Source organism: Rhodococcus tukisamuensis NBRC 100609 (assembly GCF_001894985.1).
Classification (GTDB): Bacteria; Actinomycetota; Actinomycetes; order Mycobacteriales; family Mycobacteriaceae; genus Rhodococcus_G; species Rhodococcus_G tukisamuensis.
The window spans coordinates 69,549-85,775 of record NZ_BCXG01000016.1 but is presented as its reverse complement, the minus strand read 5'-3'; the positions used below and the strand labels follow the sequence as shown (position 1 = coordinate 85,775).

Genomic DNA, 16,227 nt, shown 5'->3' with positions numbered 1-16,227 from the left:
GGGTGAGGGGCTGAGATGTTCCTGGTCAAGCTGATCGACATCGGCGTCGGGATCTACCTGTTCCTGTTCCGGGGCGAGCGACGCGCCAACAGCGGTACGCCGCTGGCACTGGGCACGCTGGGCATCGTGCTGCTGGTCACCGGCCTCGCCGTGGCCATCGGGGTCCCGAAGGTCTGGTACCAGATGCGAACCAGCCCCTACGTGGCCGAACTCGACAATGCGAGTGGCCTTTCCGGCGGTGACCCGGTGTACGTCGCGGGGGTGCCCGCCGGACGCGTCGAAGCCGTCGTGCTGGCCGGCGACCACGTGCGGGTCGACTTCCGGCTGGACGACCGGCAGCCGCTCGGAAACCAGACCACCGCGACCGTGCGGCTGAAGACGGTGCTCGGCAAGCGCTACCTGGAGGTGGTGCCGGGCGGCATCGACGACGGCACGAACCTCGTCCCGCTCGCCCGGACCACCGTGCCCTACAGCCTCGACGACGTCGGCCGTGACGCGACCGCGGCGGCCCAGGGTGTCGACACCGAGGCGATGAAGGCGATGTTGTCGTCACTGCAGCAGGTGATTCCGAGCGACTCGGAGCAACTCGGCAAGACCCTGGCGGGACTGAGCGGGGCGTCTGCCGCCTTCGCGCGCAACGGTGAGCAGGTCGACCATCTGCTCACCGTGTCGCGGTCGATCTCGGACCTGCTTGTCCGCCAAGGTGACTCGCTGGCAACGACACTGTCGAACGCGCAGACGCTGGTCGAGATCCTGGCCGTGCGCAAGCAAGCCCTGACCGAGTTGGTGGACAACCTCGGCTACGTCCTCGCCACCGCGTCGACGTCCCTCACCGAGCACGACGCCGAGTTCGACCAGCTGGTCGTGAACCTCACCGCGGTCACCGGCACGCTGAAGGCCAACGCCGGCAACATCGACCAGGTCATGAAGCGGCTGCCGCCGGCCCTGCGCTCGGCGACGGACGCGACAGGCAACGGGCCGTGGACCGACGTCACGGCGCCGTCCGCGGTCATCCCGGACAACATGCTGTGCGCCATCGGAGTGATGCAGGGGTGCAAATGAACACGGCTGCGCAGACCGACTCCAACCAGGCCGACTCCACCCAGACCGGGTCCGGCGGCCGGCGGTGGCCGAAGGTCGCGACCGCGCTCCTGCTCGTCGCGGCTGTGGCGGCCGCCGGCTGGTTCGTCTTCGGCGGCACCGACCGGACCAGGACCGTCTACGCGGACTTCGGTTACGTCAACGGCATCTTCGTCGGCAGCACGGTCACCGTCCTCGGGGTCCCGGTCGGGACGGTGACCGAGGTGGCGCCCCGCGGCACCACGGTCCGGGTGACGCTGTCCATGCCCGACGACGTCCAACTGCCCGCCGACGCCAATGCGTACGTGCTCAACCCGTCGGTCATCAGCGATCGGCACGTGGAACTCGGCCCCACCTACCGGAGCGGCCCGCTGCTCGAGGACGGCGCGCAGATCCCGGTCGAGCGCACCCACGCGCCGATCGACTTCGACGGACTGATGGGCAGCCTCAGCACCCTCACCGACGCGCTCGGCGGCAAGGACGGGCAGATCGGGGACCTGGTCACCGACGCGGCCAACGGCTGGAGGGGCCGGGGTGAGCAGTTCAACACGGCGATCACGAACCTCAGTACCGCAACGGGTGTGGTCGGCGCGCGCGCCGAGGACATCGGTGCCCTCGTCGAGAACCTCAACACGCTGATGACCGCGCTCGACGCCCGGCAGGTGAGCCTGGACAGCCTCGTCTCGGGACTCGGCGAGCTCGGCGACGAGTGGTCGGCCCAGCAGGTCGACATCGGCGCCCCGCTGCGGGACCTGCGTGTCGTCCTGGACCAGATGAACACCTTCATGGCCGGCCACGGCGAAGACATCGGGGCGGTCGCGGGCAACGCCGCGGCACTCGGCGACGTGCTGGCGGCCAACCAGTCGGGCCTCGCGGAGTTCATGGACGTCGTCCCGCTGTTGATGCAGAACCTGTCCCGGTCCGTCGGCGACGACGACCGGGGCCGGATCCGGCTCAACGTCTCCACCGCGTTGACCCAGTTTGCGGTCGCCGAGCCGCTCTGCAAGCAGTACCCGATGCCGCTGTGCACCGGCGCCGGGCTGACCAACCCGATCTCGTTCCCGGTCAGCGCATCCGACCCGCTCGGCATCGTCTCGGCGATCACCGGCGGCGCCGTGGCACCGAAGGGGAACTGATGACTCCGCGATCAAGCAGCATCACCCGCGGCCGGCGGTGGCGGCGCCTGGCGGCCACCGGAACCGGGTGCCTGCTGCTCAGTGGCTGCGGGTTAGGCATGCAGGACCTGCCGCTGGGGCGGTCCGCGGACGGCCCGGCCTACGAGGTGACCCTGCAGCTGGCGAACGCCGACCGACTCCTGCTCGGCGCGGACGTGCGCAACGGCCAGCAGGTGATCGGCCGGGTCGCCAACCTGGCGACCGATACCGTCGGCGCGAGCGTCCGACTGAGCCTGGCGACCGCCGCCGAGCTGCCCGACAACGTCGACGCGTCGGTGGAGCTGCCGTCCGCGCTGGGCAGCCCCTTCGTCCGGCTCGTCGTCCCCGACCGGCCGTCCTCGCGGACCCTGCGGGATGGGGACGTGATCTCCGTGTCCCACACCGAGATCGGGCCCCAGATCGAGAGCGCGCTGGCGACGATGGGCACCGTCCTCAGCGGCAGCGGGATCAGCCAGATGCGGACCGTCGTGGTCGAACTCGACAAGGCGTTCGGCGGCCGCTCCGGTGAGGTGCGCGGGCTGACGGCCACGATGAGCGCCCTGCTCGGGACGGCCACGGCGAACCAGCAGGACTTCGAGAACGCACTCGACCTCGCGGCGCGGGTGTCAGGGCAGCTGGCCGCGCAGCAGGGCGTCATCGACGGTTACCTCGACGCGCTGCCGGGGGCCGTACGGGTGCTCGGCGAGCAGCGGGACACGATCGCCGCGCTGCTCGACTCGAGCGCACAGCTGGCGGCCAGTGCCAACGCGATCCTGGCGGACTCGCCGCAGGGCCTGGATGGGCTCCTGCAGGACGCGTCCACCGTCCTCGGCTCGCTCGCCTCGTTCAACTCCGAGATCGGCTCGACGCTGACCAACATGAACACCTTCCTGGGCAACTTCGGCCGCGCGGTGAAGGGTGACTACCTGGTGTTCAACGGCGCGCTCGACGTCCCCGGCGTGATCGACACGCTCCTGACCGGGGGAGCGTTGCCGGCCGGCCCGGCCACGCAGCCTCCGGGCACCCTGCAGGCCCTGCTCTCCGGAGGTCCGCGATGAGGCGCCTGACGCTGGTCCAGCTGATCCTGTTCGCGATCACCTCGGCGATCGTGATCCCGTTCGGCATCAACTACGTGCTCGGTCCGCAGGCATTCGGCACCCCGATCCGGGTGCACGCCCGGATGGCGGACGCCCTCGGCGTGACGGCCGGCACCAGCGTCACCTATCGCGGCGTCATGGTCGGCCGGGTGGCGGGCGTCTCGCTCGACCCGGAGAGCCACGGGGCCAGAGTCGAGTTCGACCTGGACCCGGGTACCGAGATCCCGCGCGACAGCATCGCGAAGATCGGGATGGGGACCGCCGCCGGCATTCAGAACGTGGACATCTTCCCCAACACCGGTGACGGGCCCTTCCTCGCCACCGGTGACGAACTCGCGGTGCCGCAGGACCGGCAGCCGGTGCAGATGGGTGAGCTGATGCTGCAGGCGAACCGACTGCTCGAGGGCATCGACCCGCAGGCGATCAGCGACATCGGGACCGAACTCGGGGCGTCGTTCGACGGACTCGGGCCCAGCATGGCGAGCTTGATCGCCAACGGCGACGCACTGTCCGCGCAACTCGACGACCAGGCCCCGACGCTGCGGTCGCTGCTCGAACGGACCGCGGACCTGGTGGATTCGATGGCCGGACAGTCGGACTCGTTGGTGCGCGGCATGGGTGCGGCCCGGAACTTCACCGAGCAACTCGACTCCAACGCGCCGGTGCTGGTGTACCTCACCGACACCGCGCCACCGGCGCTGCGCAAAGCGCGGCAACTCTTCGACCGCTACCACGACACCTTCGGGTCCGTGCTCGCGAATCTGGTCACGGTGGCCCCGGTGATCTCCGACCGCAGTGACTCCCTGGCCGCCGGCCTCGTCGCGTTGCCCGACGGCCTCGGCAAGCTCGAGTCGATCGTCAAGGGCAACCGCGCGGACTTCTCCCTCGTCGCCACCCAGGGCCCGGTGTGCAACTACGACACGACGCGCCGGGCGCTCGGCGACATGACGCCCGTGGAACCGAACCTCACCTACTACTGCCCGCCCGGTGAGAACCTGTCGACCCGCGGCGCCCGAAATGCGCCCCGCCCCAACGGTCTCGGCCTGCAGAATGCGACCACGCCGGGCACCGAGATCGGTCCGCCGGTGGTCGACGACCCGATTCTCGTCCCGACCGGGGTCGAGGCACTGAACTACTGGAAACAGCTCTTGGAGGATCTCGGAAATGGCAAGTGAGCACACCGACCCCGCCACGACCAGCGTGATGGAGGCGATCCCGGCCGACGACGACCCGATGGCGGCCACCCCCGACGAGGCCGGCGTCGCGGGGCCCAGGGCGGCGGCGATGCGGCGGCCCCGAATGCTGGCGGCCCTGCTGCTGGTGTGCGCGCTGGCCGCCGTCTCGGTCGCGTTGGTGATCCAGGCGCTGGCGGCCCGCCACGCCGACGCCTTGCGCGGCGAGGCGGTCGACATCGCCCGTGACTACTCGGTGGCGTTGTCCTCGTTCGACTTCCAGAGCCTGGACGCCAACCGGGACAAGGTGGTCGGGATGTCCACCCCGGCCTTCGCGGGCAAGTACAACGAGATGGTCGACGCGCTGCGCCAGATCGTCACGGAGGGCAAGGGGCAGGCGACCGCGACCGCGGACCACGTCGGCATCGAGAGCCTCGACGACTCGTCGGCGGTGGTGCTGGTGTTCGTGGACCAGCAGGCGAAGAACGTCCTCTCGCCGGAGGGCAACTCCCAGAAGTACCGAATGGTGGTCAGCCTCGTACGCGACGGCGACCGCTGGGTGGTCGACAACGTCGACACCAAGTAGTCGACACCAGAGAGTCGATACGAACGTAAGGACAGCAACCATGGATACCGAGCCGACGCTCACCACCGCGTACACCCGGATCGAGATCGGCTCGCAGGTGCGGCGCCGGAACCGCCGGGAGGTGCTGATCACCGACGCCCTCGACTTCTGGGCGTTCGCGGGCGGCGCCGCCAACGTCATCATGCAGTTGGGGTGGCCCGGGGTCGCGTACGGCGTGATGGAGAGCAAGGTCGAGTCCGGCAGCCTGGTCCGGCATCCCTGGAAACGCGCCCGCACCACCTTCCAGTACCTCGCGGTCGCCATCCTGGGCAGCGAGGAGGAACGCCTCGCCTACCGGCAGGCGGTCAACGGCGTGCACCGGCACGTGCGCTCGGACGAGAACAGCCCCGTCGAGTACAACGCCTTCGACCGTGAGCTGCAGATGTACGTGGCCGCGTGCCTCTACGTCGGGTTCGAGGACAGTCACCAGCTGCTGCACGGCAAGCTGACCGAGGAGCAGGCCGAGGCGTTCTACCAGTCGTCGTCCACGCTCGGCACCACCCTGCAGGTCACCGAGGACATGTGGCCGCCCACCCGCGCCGACTTCGACCGGTACTGGAACCTGGCCTGCGAGCAGGTGACCATCGACGAGCGGACCCGTCGGTACCTGGACGACCTGGTGAACCTGAGGATGATCGCCTGGCCGCTGCGGGCCGCCTTCGGGAACCTGCTTCAGTTCCTGACCGCAGGATTCCTGCCGCCCCTGTTCCGGGACCTGCTCGACATCGAGTGGACCGAGACCGATCGCCGACGGTTCGAGAACCTCTTCGCGACCGTCTCGTTCGTCAACAGGTTCCTGCCGCGGTTCGTCCGGCACGGTGCCAACCATGTGTTGTTGCGGGATGTCCGCCGGCGAATGGGTGCCGGGGCGAACCTGGTGTAGCGGCGGTGCGAGCTGCCCGTGACCACGCCGATCGGGCGCCTCGGCGCGGGTCCCGATTATCCGGAACCGAACGTCAACTTACCGTCGAGTAACCCTGTGGGAGAGTGGGGGAGACGCTGCGCACAGAATTTTGTCGTGCGGCGGGGGAACTGATAACAACTACGGGTGCTCCGCCGCGGTGTGGTGTGCTGTCGTCCCGTTTGCATGTGACATGATTCCGGGCGGTTGTCTCGCACGCCGGACGATGGCCGCTCGCCACGAGTGGGTGGCCGATCGACCGGCGTTCGTCTGTGATTGCCGACATAATGTCGGCAACGTGAGGCGGCTGACGTGGTCGTGGTGGTTTCCTGAGGAGGCGTGAGCTAACAAAGGGTGATGCCGGAGCGATGACAACTGTGGATCGGCAGGGAACTGTCGTGCCACGAGCGAGACCACGACGAGACACAGCGACGGAACTTCGTCGAGATGGGGGAGCGAAACCTTGGACACCCTGGGTGCAGTCGGATCTGGTGGAGCCCCGGAGGAGGCGTCGCAGGCACCGGCAGCGCACACCTCCGGGCAGTTTCCACTGTCGTCCGCTCAGCGGGGTATGTGGTTCGCACAGCAGGCCGCCGGGGATGTCCCGCTCACCATCGCCCAGTACATCGAGGTCGACGGACTCCTCGACGTCGACATCCTGACCATGACCAACCGGATCGCCGGCAAGGAATTCGGTTCCGGATACCTCCGCCTGGTCCCCGCGGACGGGATACCCGAGCAGGTCGTCGACCGCTCGATCGACGACCACGTCCGGTTCCTCGACTTCTCCGACCAGGACGACCCGGTCGCCGCGGCGCAGGCCTGGATGCGCCAGGACTACGGGTCGCCCCTCGACCTGTTCGAGGACCGGCTGATCGTCTCCACCGTGCTCAAGCTCAGCGAGACCCACAGCTACTGGTACTGCCGGATCCACCACATCGCGCTCGACGGCTTCGGCGCAATGGCGATCCTCAACCGTGCCGCCGAGCTGTACACGGCCGTCGTGCAGGGCCGCGACATCGAGGCCGGCCATGCCGAAGAGCTCGTCAAGATCTACAACAACGAACTGGCGTACCGCAGTTCGCCCCGATTCCAGCGTGACCGGGAGTACTGGTCCGGGCGGGTTGCGGACCTACCCGCCCCGTTGAGCCTGAGTGGCCGCACCGCGCCGGTGGACTCGCATGCCACGGTTGCGGGCGAGCTGGTCCCGGACGCAACCTCGGAGCTGCTCGCGGCCACCGCGGACAGCAGTGTCGCCGGCGAGACCCCCGCCATCGTGGCGGCCTTCGCCGCCTACCTGGCCGGTATGACCGGTAGCAATGACGTGGTGCTCAGCCTGCCGGTCTCCGCGCGTGCCACCGCGGTGCTGCGCCGTTCCGGAGGCATGGTCTCCAACGTCGTCCCGCTGCGGCTGCGGATCGACTCGGACACCACCGTGGACGAATTGATCGCCGCGGCGAACCTCGAACTGACCGGGGCACTGCGTCGGCAGATGTACCGGCACGAGGACATGCGTCGCGATGCGGGTGCCGTCACCGGCGAGCGGGGTTTCTTCGGCCCGTCGATCAACATCATGATGTTTCACCGTGAGCTCCGGTTCGGCGACTTCACCGGCCGGTTCAAGGTGCTCAGCACGGGCCCGGTGGAGGATCTCGCGGTCAACCTCTACCCGAGTGTCGCGGGCAAGAGTGTCCAGATCGACTTCGAGGGCAACCCGAACCTGTACTCCGAGGGCGAACTCGGTGGCTACCACCACCGGTTCCTGAACTACCTGCGGACCTTTCTCTCGGCCGACCGCGGCACTGTGGTCAACCGGCTCGACCTGCTCGAGGCAGGCGAGGCTCAGCAGCTGCTGGCTGCCGGCGCCGGGGCTCCGGTGTCCTTCGGCGTCGACATCACCGACCGTTGGGACCGCTCGGTCGCGGCGGACCCGGCCGCGGTGGCCGCGGTGGCGGGAGAGCTGACCGTCACTCGTGGCGAACTCGACCGTCGTGCGAACCGGCTGGCCCGTGAACTGGCCGGTCGTGGTGTGGGTGTCGACGACGTCGTCGCGCTGATCGTGCCTCGGTCGATCGACTGGCTCGTCAGCATGCTGGCGGTGTGGAAGGTCGGCGCCGCGTACGCGCCCGTTGACGTCGTTGCTCCCGTCGAGCGGGCGCAGGCACTCCTCGAGGACTGCGACGTGCGATGTCTCGTCGCGACCAGCGCCTGGGCCGGCGCCGCCGGCTATGCCGGCCCGATGATCCTGCTCGACGACCCGATCGCGCAGGCCCGCATCGCGGACCTCGACGACTTGCCCGTACCGAACTCCTGGGGAAGCGAGGCCGACGCCCGGCTCGCGTACGTCATCTCGACCTCCGGCTCGACCGGGCGCCCCAAGCCGACACTGGTCCCGATGCGCGGATTCGCGAACATCGTCGAGTGGTACCGCGGCGAACTCGGTCTGACCGAGGGCGACGGCGTTCTGGTGGGCAACGCCCCGGTGTTCGACCAGACGCAGAAGAACGTGTGGGTCGCGCTGACCGAGGGGGCGGTGCTGCACCTGCCCGACGAGGGCTTCGATCCCGTGGAGATCCTGGGGATCGTCGAGCGCGGCGACGTCGCCATCGCGAACATGTCCCCGAGCGCGTTCAACGTGCTGCTCGACCACGACACCCGGGCCGCGCTGCCGCGCCTGCGCGCGGTGTTGCTCGGCGGCGAGGCAGTGCGTCCACACCGCCTGCACCAGCTCGAGGCCGGCGGGGTACGGCTGTACAACAACTACGGTCCCACCGAGGCGACCGACATGGTCACCTCGCATCGGATCGCCGCCGTCGACACCGCGTACCGGGAGGGCCGGATCCCGATCGGTGGGCCGATCGGCAACCTCGGCGTGTACGTCCTGGACTCGCAGCTGCGGCTGGTGGCGCCCGGCGTCACCGGCGAACTGTACGTCGGCGGCGAGGGCGTGGCGCGCGGCTACGGCAGCCGGTTCGCACTGACCTCGTCGATGTTCGTGGCCGACCCGTTCGCCGCCGACGGCGGGCGCATGTACCGCACCGGCGACGTGGTGTGGTGGAACGCCGACGGTGAGCTCGAGTACCAGGGCCGCAGTGACTTCCAGGTCCAGATCCGCGGTCTCCGTGTCGAGCTCGGCGAGATCGAGGCCGTGCTGCTCGGCCACCCCGACGTGGTCCGGGTCGCCGTGCTTGTGCACGAGGGCGAGCTCGGTCAACGTCTGATCGCGTACGCGGTCCCCGCACCCGGTGCCGAGCTGGACGTCCCCGCACTCATCGAGTACGCCGGGCTGCACCTGCCGAGCTACATGGTGCCGTCGACGGTCGTCACGCTCGACGACCTGCCGCTCAACGCGAACGGCAAGATCGACCGGAAGTCGTTGCCGGAACCCGACTTCAAGGCTCGGACGGTGGAGTACGTCGCCCCGGTCACGGAGCTCGAGAAGACCATCGCGACGGTCTTCGGCGACGTGCTCGGGCTCGCCGAGGTCAGCATCGAGGACAGCTTCTTCGCGCTCGGCGGCGACAGCATCATGTCGATCCAGCTGGTGTCCCGGTCGAAGGAGGCTGGCGTCGCCTTCACCACCCGCGACGTGTTCGACTGCAAGACTGTCGCCCGGCTCGCCGAACTCGTCGCGCAGCGCGCCCTCAGCAACGAGATCGCGTCGGTGCTCGAGGAGCTGCCCGGTGGCGGTGTCGGAGAGGTGCCGCTGCTGCCCGTCGGACGCTGGATGCTGGACCAGGGTCCCTTTGCCCGCCGGTCCCAGGGGATCCTGCTCAACCTGGGAGCAGACCTGACCGAGGACGTCCTCGGCGGCGCGCTGCAGTCGGTCCTGGACCACCACGACGCACTGCGCTCGCGGCTCTCCCGGACCGACGACGGCGACTGGGCCTTCGAGGTTCGCGAGGTCGGCTCGGTGCGGGCCGTCGACGTGATCTCCCGACAGGACGTCACCGCCGAACCCGGCACCGAAGAGTTCGAGTCGGTAGTGGCGGAGCAGCTCGACGCGGCCGCCGACCGCCTCGACCTGGCCGCCGGCCTGCTGGTCGCGGCCGTGTGGCTGCGCGCACCGTCGGGCGCCGCCCGGCTGCTTCTGGTGATCCACCACCTCGCAATCGACGGTGTGTCCTGGCGGGTCGTGCTGCCGGACCTGGCGATCGCGGCAACCGGGCTCGCGGTGGGTCAGCCCGCGCAGCTCGAGCCGGTCGGCACCTCTGTGCGGCGGTGGGCACACGCCCTGCGTGACGAGGCCCTGAGCGATTCTCGGGCAAGCGAATTCGACCACTGGCAGCGCGCACTCGAGGGTCCGGACCCGGTGCTCGGGTCGCGCGCCTTCGACCCGGCGCGCGACACCTCCGCGACCGCGCGAACGGTCCGCATCGACCTCTCCCCGGAGGTCACCCACGCGGTGCTCACCAGCGTGCCCCGCGCCTTCCGCGGCGGCGTCAACGACGGTTTGCTCGCGGCGCTGCTGCTCGCGGTGACCCGCTGGCGTCGCGACCGTGGGGTCGACGAGTCCTCGGTCCTGGTGGCGCTCGAGAGCCACGGCCGCGACGACGACGTGATCGTCGGGGCGGACCTGTCCCGGACGGTCGGCTGGTTCACCAACATCTTCCCGGTGCGGTTGGACCACGGTGGGCTCGATGTCGACGATGCCCTTGACGGCGGGGACGCGGCAGGCGCCGTGGTCAAGGCCGTCAAGGAGCAGTTGCTGGCGGTGCCGGACGGCGGCCTCGGCTTCGGGCTGCTGCGGCACCTGCGCGAGGACACCGGCGGCACGCTCGCCGAGTTCGCGTCGCCGCAGATCATGTTCAACTACCTCGGGCGGACGTCGGCGGCGTTGGGCGAGGACCTTGCGGGTGCGCCGTGGACGCCGGACGACTCCGTCGGCATCGGCGGCTTCCTGTCGGCGCACGACGCCGACGCGGCACTCTCGGCCACTGTCGAGATCAACGCCGGTATCGAAGGCGAGGGCGCCGGCGCGCACCTCGCGGCGTCGTTCACCTACGCGTCCGAGCTGCTCTCCGCGGACGAGGCCGAGCACCTCGCGCAGTGGTGGGTCCGGGCACTCGAGGCCGTCGCGACCTATGCTTCCGACGAGTCGGCCGGCGGCCTCACCCCGTCGGACCTGGACCTGGTGACGCTGTCGCAGAAGCAGATCGAGCGGTTCGAGCAGCGATACCCGGCGCTGGTCGACGTGTGGCCGCCCGCGCCGCTGCAGCACGGCATGTACTTCCACTCGCTGCTTGCCGAGGATGTCGACGTCTACACCGCGCAGATCGTGCTCGAACTCGGCGGCGAGGTCGATCCGGACCGGATGCGCACGGCGGGGCAGGCCCTGATCACCCGGAACGAGGTCTTCCGCACCGTTTTCGTGCAGGAGGAGGACAGCGGCGAGGTCCTGCAGGTGCTGCTCGACGACGTGACGCTGCCGTGGACGCAGACCGACCTGTCGGTGCTCGACGTCGACGTCCGGTCCGCCGAGTTGACCCGGCTGATGCAGGCGGATCGGGCTTCCCGGTTCGACCTCACTGCCGCTCCGCTGACCCGGTTCCACCTGATCCGCACGGACGCGGACCGGTGGATCCTCACGGTCACCAACCACCACATCCTGGCCGACGGCTGGTCGACGCCGCTGATCGTGCGTGACCTGCTCACCCTGTACGCCGCGGGCGGCACCTCGGACATGCTTCCGCGGGTGCGGACCTACAAGGACTTCCTGGCGTGGCTCGCGGCGCAGGACGCCGAGGCCAGCCGCGCGCAGTGGCACCGCCTCCTCGCCGACGTGGAGGAGCCGACCATGTTGGCCGCCCGGACCGGCGCGGAGCCGGCGGTTGCCGCGCCTGACGACGTCTCCGTGGTGCTCGACGACGACCTCGACGGTCGGTTGAAGCAGCTCGCCCGGAGGCTCGAGGTCACCACCAACACGCTGCTGCAGGCCGCGTGGGGTCTGGTGCTCGCACGGCTCACCGCGCGTGAGGACGTGCTCTTCGGCGCCACCGTCTCGGGTCGGCCGGCGGAGCTGGCCGACGTCGAGTCCATGGTCGGTCTGTTCATCAACACCGTTCCGGTCCGGGTGAGCGTGGACCCCGACGAGTCGGTGGCGCAGTTGCTGACCCGGGTCCAGCAGGAACAGACGCAGCTGCTCGGCCACCAGTACGTGGGCCTGAGCGAGATCATCACCGCCGAGGGCAAGGGCAACCTGTTCGACACCCTGTTGGTGCTCGAGTCGTACCCGGTGGACCGACAGGGCGTCACCGACGAGTCGGACATCGCCGGCCTGCGACTGCTCGACGTCGACGTGAAGGACGGCTCGCACTACCCGCTGGCTGTCGTCGGAATCCTCGGCGCCACACTGGAACTGAACTTCAAGTACATGTCGACCGCGTTCTCCCGCGAGGATGTCGAGGGCTTCGCGCACCGGCTGCTGACGGTGCTGGAGGCCTTCGCCTCCGACAGCGAGGCGACGGTCGGCGCGATCGACCTGCTCGACACCGCCGAGCACGAGCGACTGGTGCCGGTCCGCGGCGAGGCCGCCGCGGCGGGCACCCCGCTGCCGGAGTTGATGGCCGCAGCCGTCGCCGTGAACCCGGCCGCACCCGCGCTGGTCGCCGGCGCCCGGGAACTGAGCTACGCCGAACTCGACGAGCGGTCGAACCGGGTGGCGCGGGCGCTGATCGCCGCGGGCGTCGGTCCGGAGGCCTTCGTGGCGCTGGCACTGCCCCGGTCGGTGGAGTCGGTGCTCGGCGTGTGGGCGGTGGCCAAGGCCGGAGGTGCCTTCCTGCCGATCGACCCGGCGTACCCGGCCGACCGCATCGAGCACATGGTCTCCGACTCCGGGGTTCGATTCGGTCTGACGCTCGCCGCACACCGCGAAGCGCTGCCCGACTCGGTGGTCTGGGTGGTCCTCGACGACCCGGCCTTCGAGGCGCGGTGCGCGCAGTTGCGCGCGGACGCGATCGTCGACGCGGATCGGCTCGCGCCGCTGCGCCCCGAGCACACCGCGTACGTCATCTACACCTCTGGTTCGACAGGTCTGCCGAAGGGCGTCGTGGTGACCCACGCCGGCCTGGAGAACTTCGCGATCGAGCAGCGGGAGCGCTACTCGGTGACGAGTTCGTCTCGCACCCTGCACTTCTCGTCGCCGAGCTTTGACGCATCGGTGCTCGAACTGCTGCTCGCTGTCGGTGCGGGCGCGACCATGGTGATCGCGCCGACCGAGGTCTACGGCGGCGACGAACTGCGCATCCTGCTGCAGTCGCAGCGGGTGACGCATGCGTTCGTGACCCCGGCGGCACTGTCCACGGTGGACCCGGCGGGTCTGGACGAAGTCACCGCCGTGATCGTCGGTGGCGACGCCTGCGGACCGGAACTGGTCTCGCGGTGGGCCGTCGGCAGGGCCATGTTCAACGCCTACGGTCCCTCCGAGGGCACCGTCGCGACCAACATCAGCAGCGCGCTGGTGCCGGGCGGCGCAGTGACCATCGGCGGCCCGATCCGCGGTGTCGCCGCGGTGATCCTGGACTCTCGGCTGCGGCCGGTGCCGGTCGGCGTCGCCGGTGAGCTGTACGTGTCCGGTCCGGCGGTGGCCCGTGGCTACCACGGTCGGTCAGCGCTCACGTCGGAACGCTTCGTTGCCGACCCGTACGGCGCACCCGGCGCGCGGATGTACCGGACCGGAGATGTGGTGCGCTGGGTGGAGGCCCCCGCCGGTCTCGAGGTCGAGTACGTGGGCCGCAGCGATTTCCAGGTGAAGGTCCGAGGATTCCGGATCGAGCTCGGCGAGATCGACGCCGCTCTCGACGCACACGATGCGGTGGACTTCGCGGTGACCGTCGGCCGTACCGGTCCGACCGGCGACGTCCTGCTCGCGTCGTACGTCGTGCCGGTGGCAGGCCAGTCGGTGGTGGTTGCCGAGCTCAAGGAGTTCGTCAGCCGGACTCTGCCCGCCCACATGGTGCCGTCGGCGATCGTGTTGCTCGATGCGTTGCCGCTCACGGTCAACGGCAAGCTCGACCGAAAGGCATTGCCGGACCCGGACTTCGGTGCGGACGCGGGCGAGCACGTCGAGCCCGGCTCGCCGGTCGAGGTGGCCGTCGCCGGAGTCTTCGCCGACGTGCTCGGGATCGAGCGGGTCTCCGCAACGGAGTCGTTCTTCGCATTGGGTGGCAACTCGCTCTCGGCGACTCGGGTGGTCGCCCGGGTCAACTCGGCGGTCGGATCTGCGCTCGGCGTGCGGGACTTGTTCGAGGCGTCGACGGTCGCCGAGTTGGCCGCCCGCGCGGTCAGCGCCGAGGGGCGCGCCCCTCGGCCCGCGCTGGTCGCCGCGGAGCGCCCGGAGCAGGTGCCGCTCTCGCTTGCGCAGCAGCGTATGTGGCTGATCAACCGGCTCGACCCCGCATCGCCCGCCTACAACATCGCGATCGCCGTCCGGCTCTACGGACGCCTCGACTTCGACGCGCTCGAGTTGGCGGTGGCTGACGTGCTCGGCCGCCACGAATCCGTCCGGACGGTGTACCCGGACGACGAGGGGGTGCCGCGGCAGGTCGTGCTGCCGGTCTCCTCGGTTCAGATCGACCTGTCCCCGGTGCCGGTCGACGGGGACGCGGTCCCTGCCGCGCTGGTTGAGTTCGCCTCGCAGGGTTTCGACGTCACCACGACGCCGCCGCTGCGCACCCGGCTGTTCCAGGCCGACGACCAGGAGTACGTGCTGGCGCTTGTCGTCCACCACATCAGTGCGGACGGTGCGTCGATGGGTCCGCTGGCGCGCGACGTGATGCTGGCGTACGGCCGGCGGGTCACCGGCGCGGTCCCCGACTGGGCACCGCTGGCCGTGCAGTACGCAGACTACGCGCTGTGGCAGCGTGAGGTGCTCGGCGCCGAGGACGATTCCGAGTCGCTGGCCTGGCGTCAGCTCGACTTCTGGGAGGGCACCCTTGCGGGCATGCCCGGACTGATCGAACTGCCCACCGACCGCCCGCGGCCGGCCCGGCAGTCGATGCGCGGCGGGAAGGTCGACTTCGAGATCGACGCCGACCTGGTGGCCGGCCTGCACGAGATCGCGCGCCGCGGCGGTGCCACGCTGTTCATGGTGATGCACGCAGCGCTCGCCACGTTGCTGTCCAGGCTGACCGCCAACGAGGACATCGCGATCTCGACCGCGGTGGCCGGTCGTGGTGAGGCCGAACTCGACGAGATGGTCGGGATGTTCGTCAACACCCTGGTGTTGCGCACCGCTGTGGACGGTGGGCGCGGTTTCGCCGAGATCGTCCAGCAGGCCAAGAAGACGGACCTGGAGGCGTACGCGCACGCCGATGTCCCCTTCGACAGCGTGGTGGAGCGGCTGAACCCGGTGCGGTCGCCGTCGTACTCGCCGCTGGCCCAGGTCATGCTCTCCTTCGAGAACCTCGGCAGGCCGACGCTGGAACTGCCGGAACTGACCGCCACCGAGTTCGACAGTGGACTCGTGATGGCCAAGACGGACCTGAAGCTCACCCTGGTCGAGAACCGGGACGCGACCGGTGCGGTGTCGAGCCTGTCTGCCTCGCTCTTCTACGCGGCCGACCTGTTCGACGAGGCGACCGTGATCGGGTTCGCGGACAGGTTCCTGCACATCGTGCGGACCGTCGTGACCGACGCCGACGCCGTGGTCGGCGACATCGACATCTGGAACGCCCCTGAGGTCGTCGGGCGCTCCGCCGCCGCGCCGACCGTCGACGACCTACCACGACTCGTTGCCACGGTTGCCGAGTCCAGCTCGGACACGATCGCGCTCGAGCACGACGGCATCACGGTCACCTACGGCCAGATGGACGAGCGGCTGAAGCTGTTGACGGCCTCGCTGGCCGACCGCGGGATGGCGGTCGAGGCGATCGTCACCACGGCTCTGACCAGCCTGGTTCCTACGATTCTGCTGGCCGCGGGCGGCAGTGGGGCCGGCGACGGATTCGCCGACGTGGTCGACAAGCTGGTCGCGGATGCCCACGCCCGCGCCCGCGCCACGTCGCAGTCGGCCGACTCGAGCGGACTGGTCGCCGGCGGCTGATCCGATTTGCCGGCGGGTCGGTCCGGGGCGGTCCCGTATCTTTGATCCAGTCGCGAGCGGTGTCGGCATCGGCTGCTCGCGACATGTTGTCGTGCGATGCGTCATTGTGCGTCGTACAACTGTCGATACGTAAACGAATAGATTTGGCTCGCGAGC

At 69.7% G+C, this 16,227-nt stretch carries 7 protein-coding genes; all 7 read left to right on the top strand.

The genetic code is table 11. The features are described from left to right. Positions 1 to 15: 15 nt before the first annotated feature. The 7 genes from RT2_RS16875 to RT2_RS16845 all read left to right on the top strand — a co-directional run bounded on the left by RT2_RS16875 (position 16) and on the right by RT2_RS16845 (position 16,071). On the top strand, positions 16 to 1,062 hold the full coding sequence (locus RT2_RS16875) for an MCE family protein (RefSeq protein WP_072845953.1): 1,047 nt from the start codon (positions 16 to 18) through the stop codon (positions 1,060 to 1,062). Beyond that, positions 1,059 to 2,216, top strand: coding sequence for an MCE family protein (locus RT2_RS16870; RefSeq protein ID WP_083577439.1), 1,158 nt, complete (start codon positions 1,059 to 1,061; stop codon positions 2,214 to 2,216). The genes RT2_RS16875 and RT2_RS16870 overlap by 4 nt, the downstream gene beginning before the upstream one ends. Further along, complete coding sequence (locus tag RT2_RS16865) at positions 2,216 to 3,292, top strand: MCE family protein (RefSeq protein ID WP_072845952.1); 1,077 nt, start codon at positions 2,216 to 2,218, stop codon at positions 3,290 to 3,292. Before RT2_RS16870 ends, RT2_RS16865 begins: the two co-directional genes overlap by 1 nt. After that, on the top strand, positions 3,289 to 4,506 hold the full coding sequence (locus tag RT2_RS16860; RefSeq protein ID WP_072845951.1) for an MlaD family protein: 1,218 nt from the start codon (positions 3,289 to 3,291) through the stop codon (positions 4,504 to 4,506). The genes RT2_RS16865 and RT2_RS16860 overlap by 4 nt, the downstream gene beginning before the upstream one ends. Next, entirely contained in the window at positions 4,496 to 5,089 is a 594-nt protein-coding gene (locus RT2_RS16855) for an Rv1363c family protein (protein ID WP_245709508.1), read from the top strand. Before RT2_RS16860 ends, RT2_RS16855 begins: the two co-directional genes overlap by 11 nt. 40 nt (positions 5,090 to 5,129) lie before the next feature. Beyond that, positions 5,130 to 6,011 carry an oxygenase MpaB family protein gene (locus tag RT2_RS16850; RefSeq protein WP_072845950.1) on the top strand — a complete coding sequence of 294 codons (882 nt, stop codon included), beginning with the start codon at positions 5,130 to 5,132 and terminating at the stop codon, positions 6,009 to 6,011. A 481-nt stretch (positions 6,012 to 6,492) separates the two neighbouring features. Continuing rightward, positions 6,493 to 16,071 (top strand): non-ribosomal peptide synthetase, encoded by a 9,579-nt coding sequence (locus RT2_RS16845; RefSeq protein ID WP_072845949.1) that lies wholly within the window; start codon positions 6,493 to 6,495, stop codon positions 16,069 to 16,071. The last annotated feature ends 156 nt before the right edge of the window (positions 16,072 to 16,227 follow it).

Coding starts and splice junctions, on each gene's coding strand:
- RT2_RS16875 (WP_072845953.1), top strand. CDS start 16: ATGTTCCTGGTCAAGCTGATCGACATCGGCGTCGGGATCTACCTGTTC.
- RT2_RS16870 (WP_083577439.1), top strand. CDS start 1,059: ATGAACACGGCTGCGCAGACCGACTCCAACCAGGCCGACTCCACCCAG.
- RT2_RS16865 (WP_072845952.1), top strand. CDS start 2,216: ATGACTCCGCGATCAAGCAGCATCACCCGCGGCCGGCGGTGGCGGCGC.
- RT2_RS16860 (WP_072845951.1), top strand. CDS start 3,289: ATGAGGCGCCTGACGCTGGTCCAGCTGATCCTGTTCGCGATCACCTCG.
- RT2_RS16855 (WP_245709508.1), top strand. CDS start 4,496: ATGGCAAGTGAGCACACCGACCCCGCCACGACCAGCGTGATGGAGGCG.
- RT2_RS16850 (WP_072845950.1), top strand. CDS start 5,130: ATGGATACCGAGCCGACGCTCACCACCGCGTACACCCGGATCGAGATC.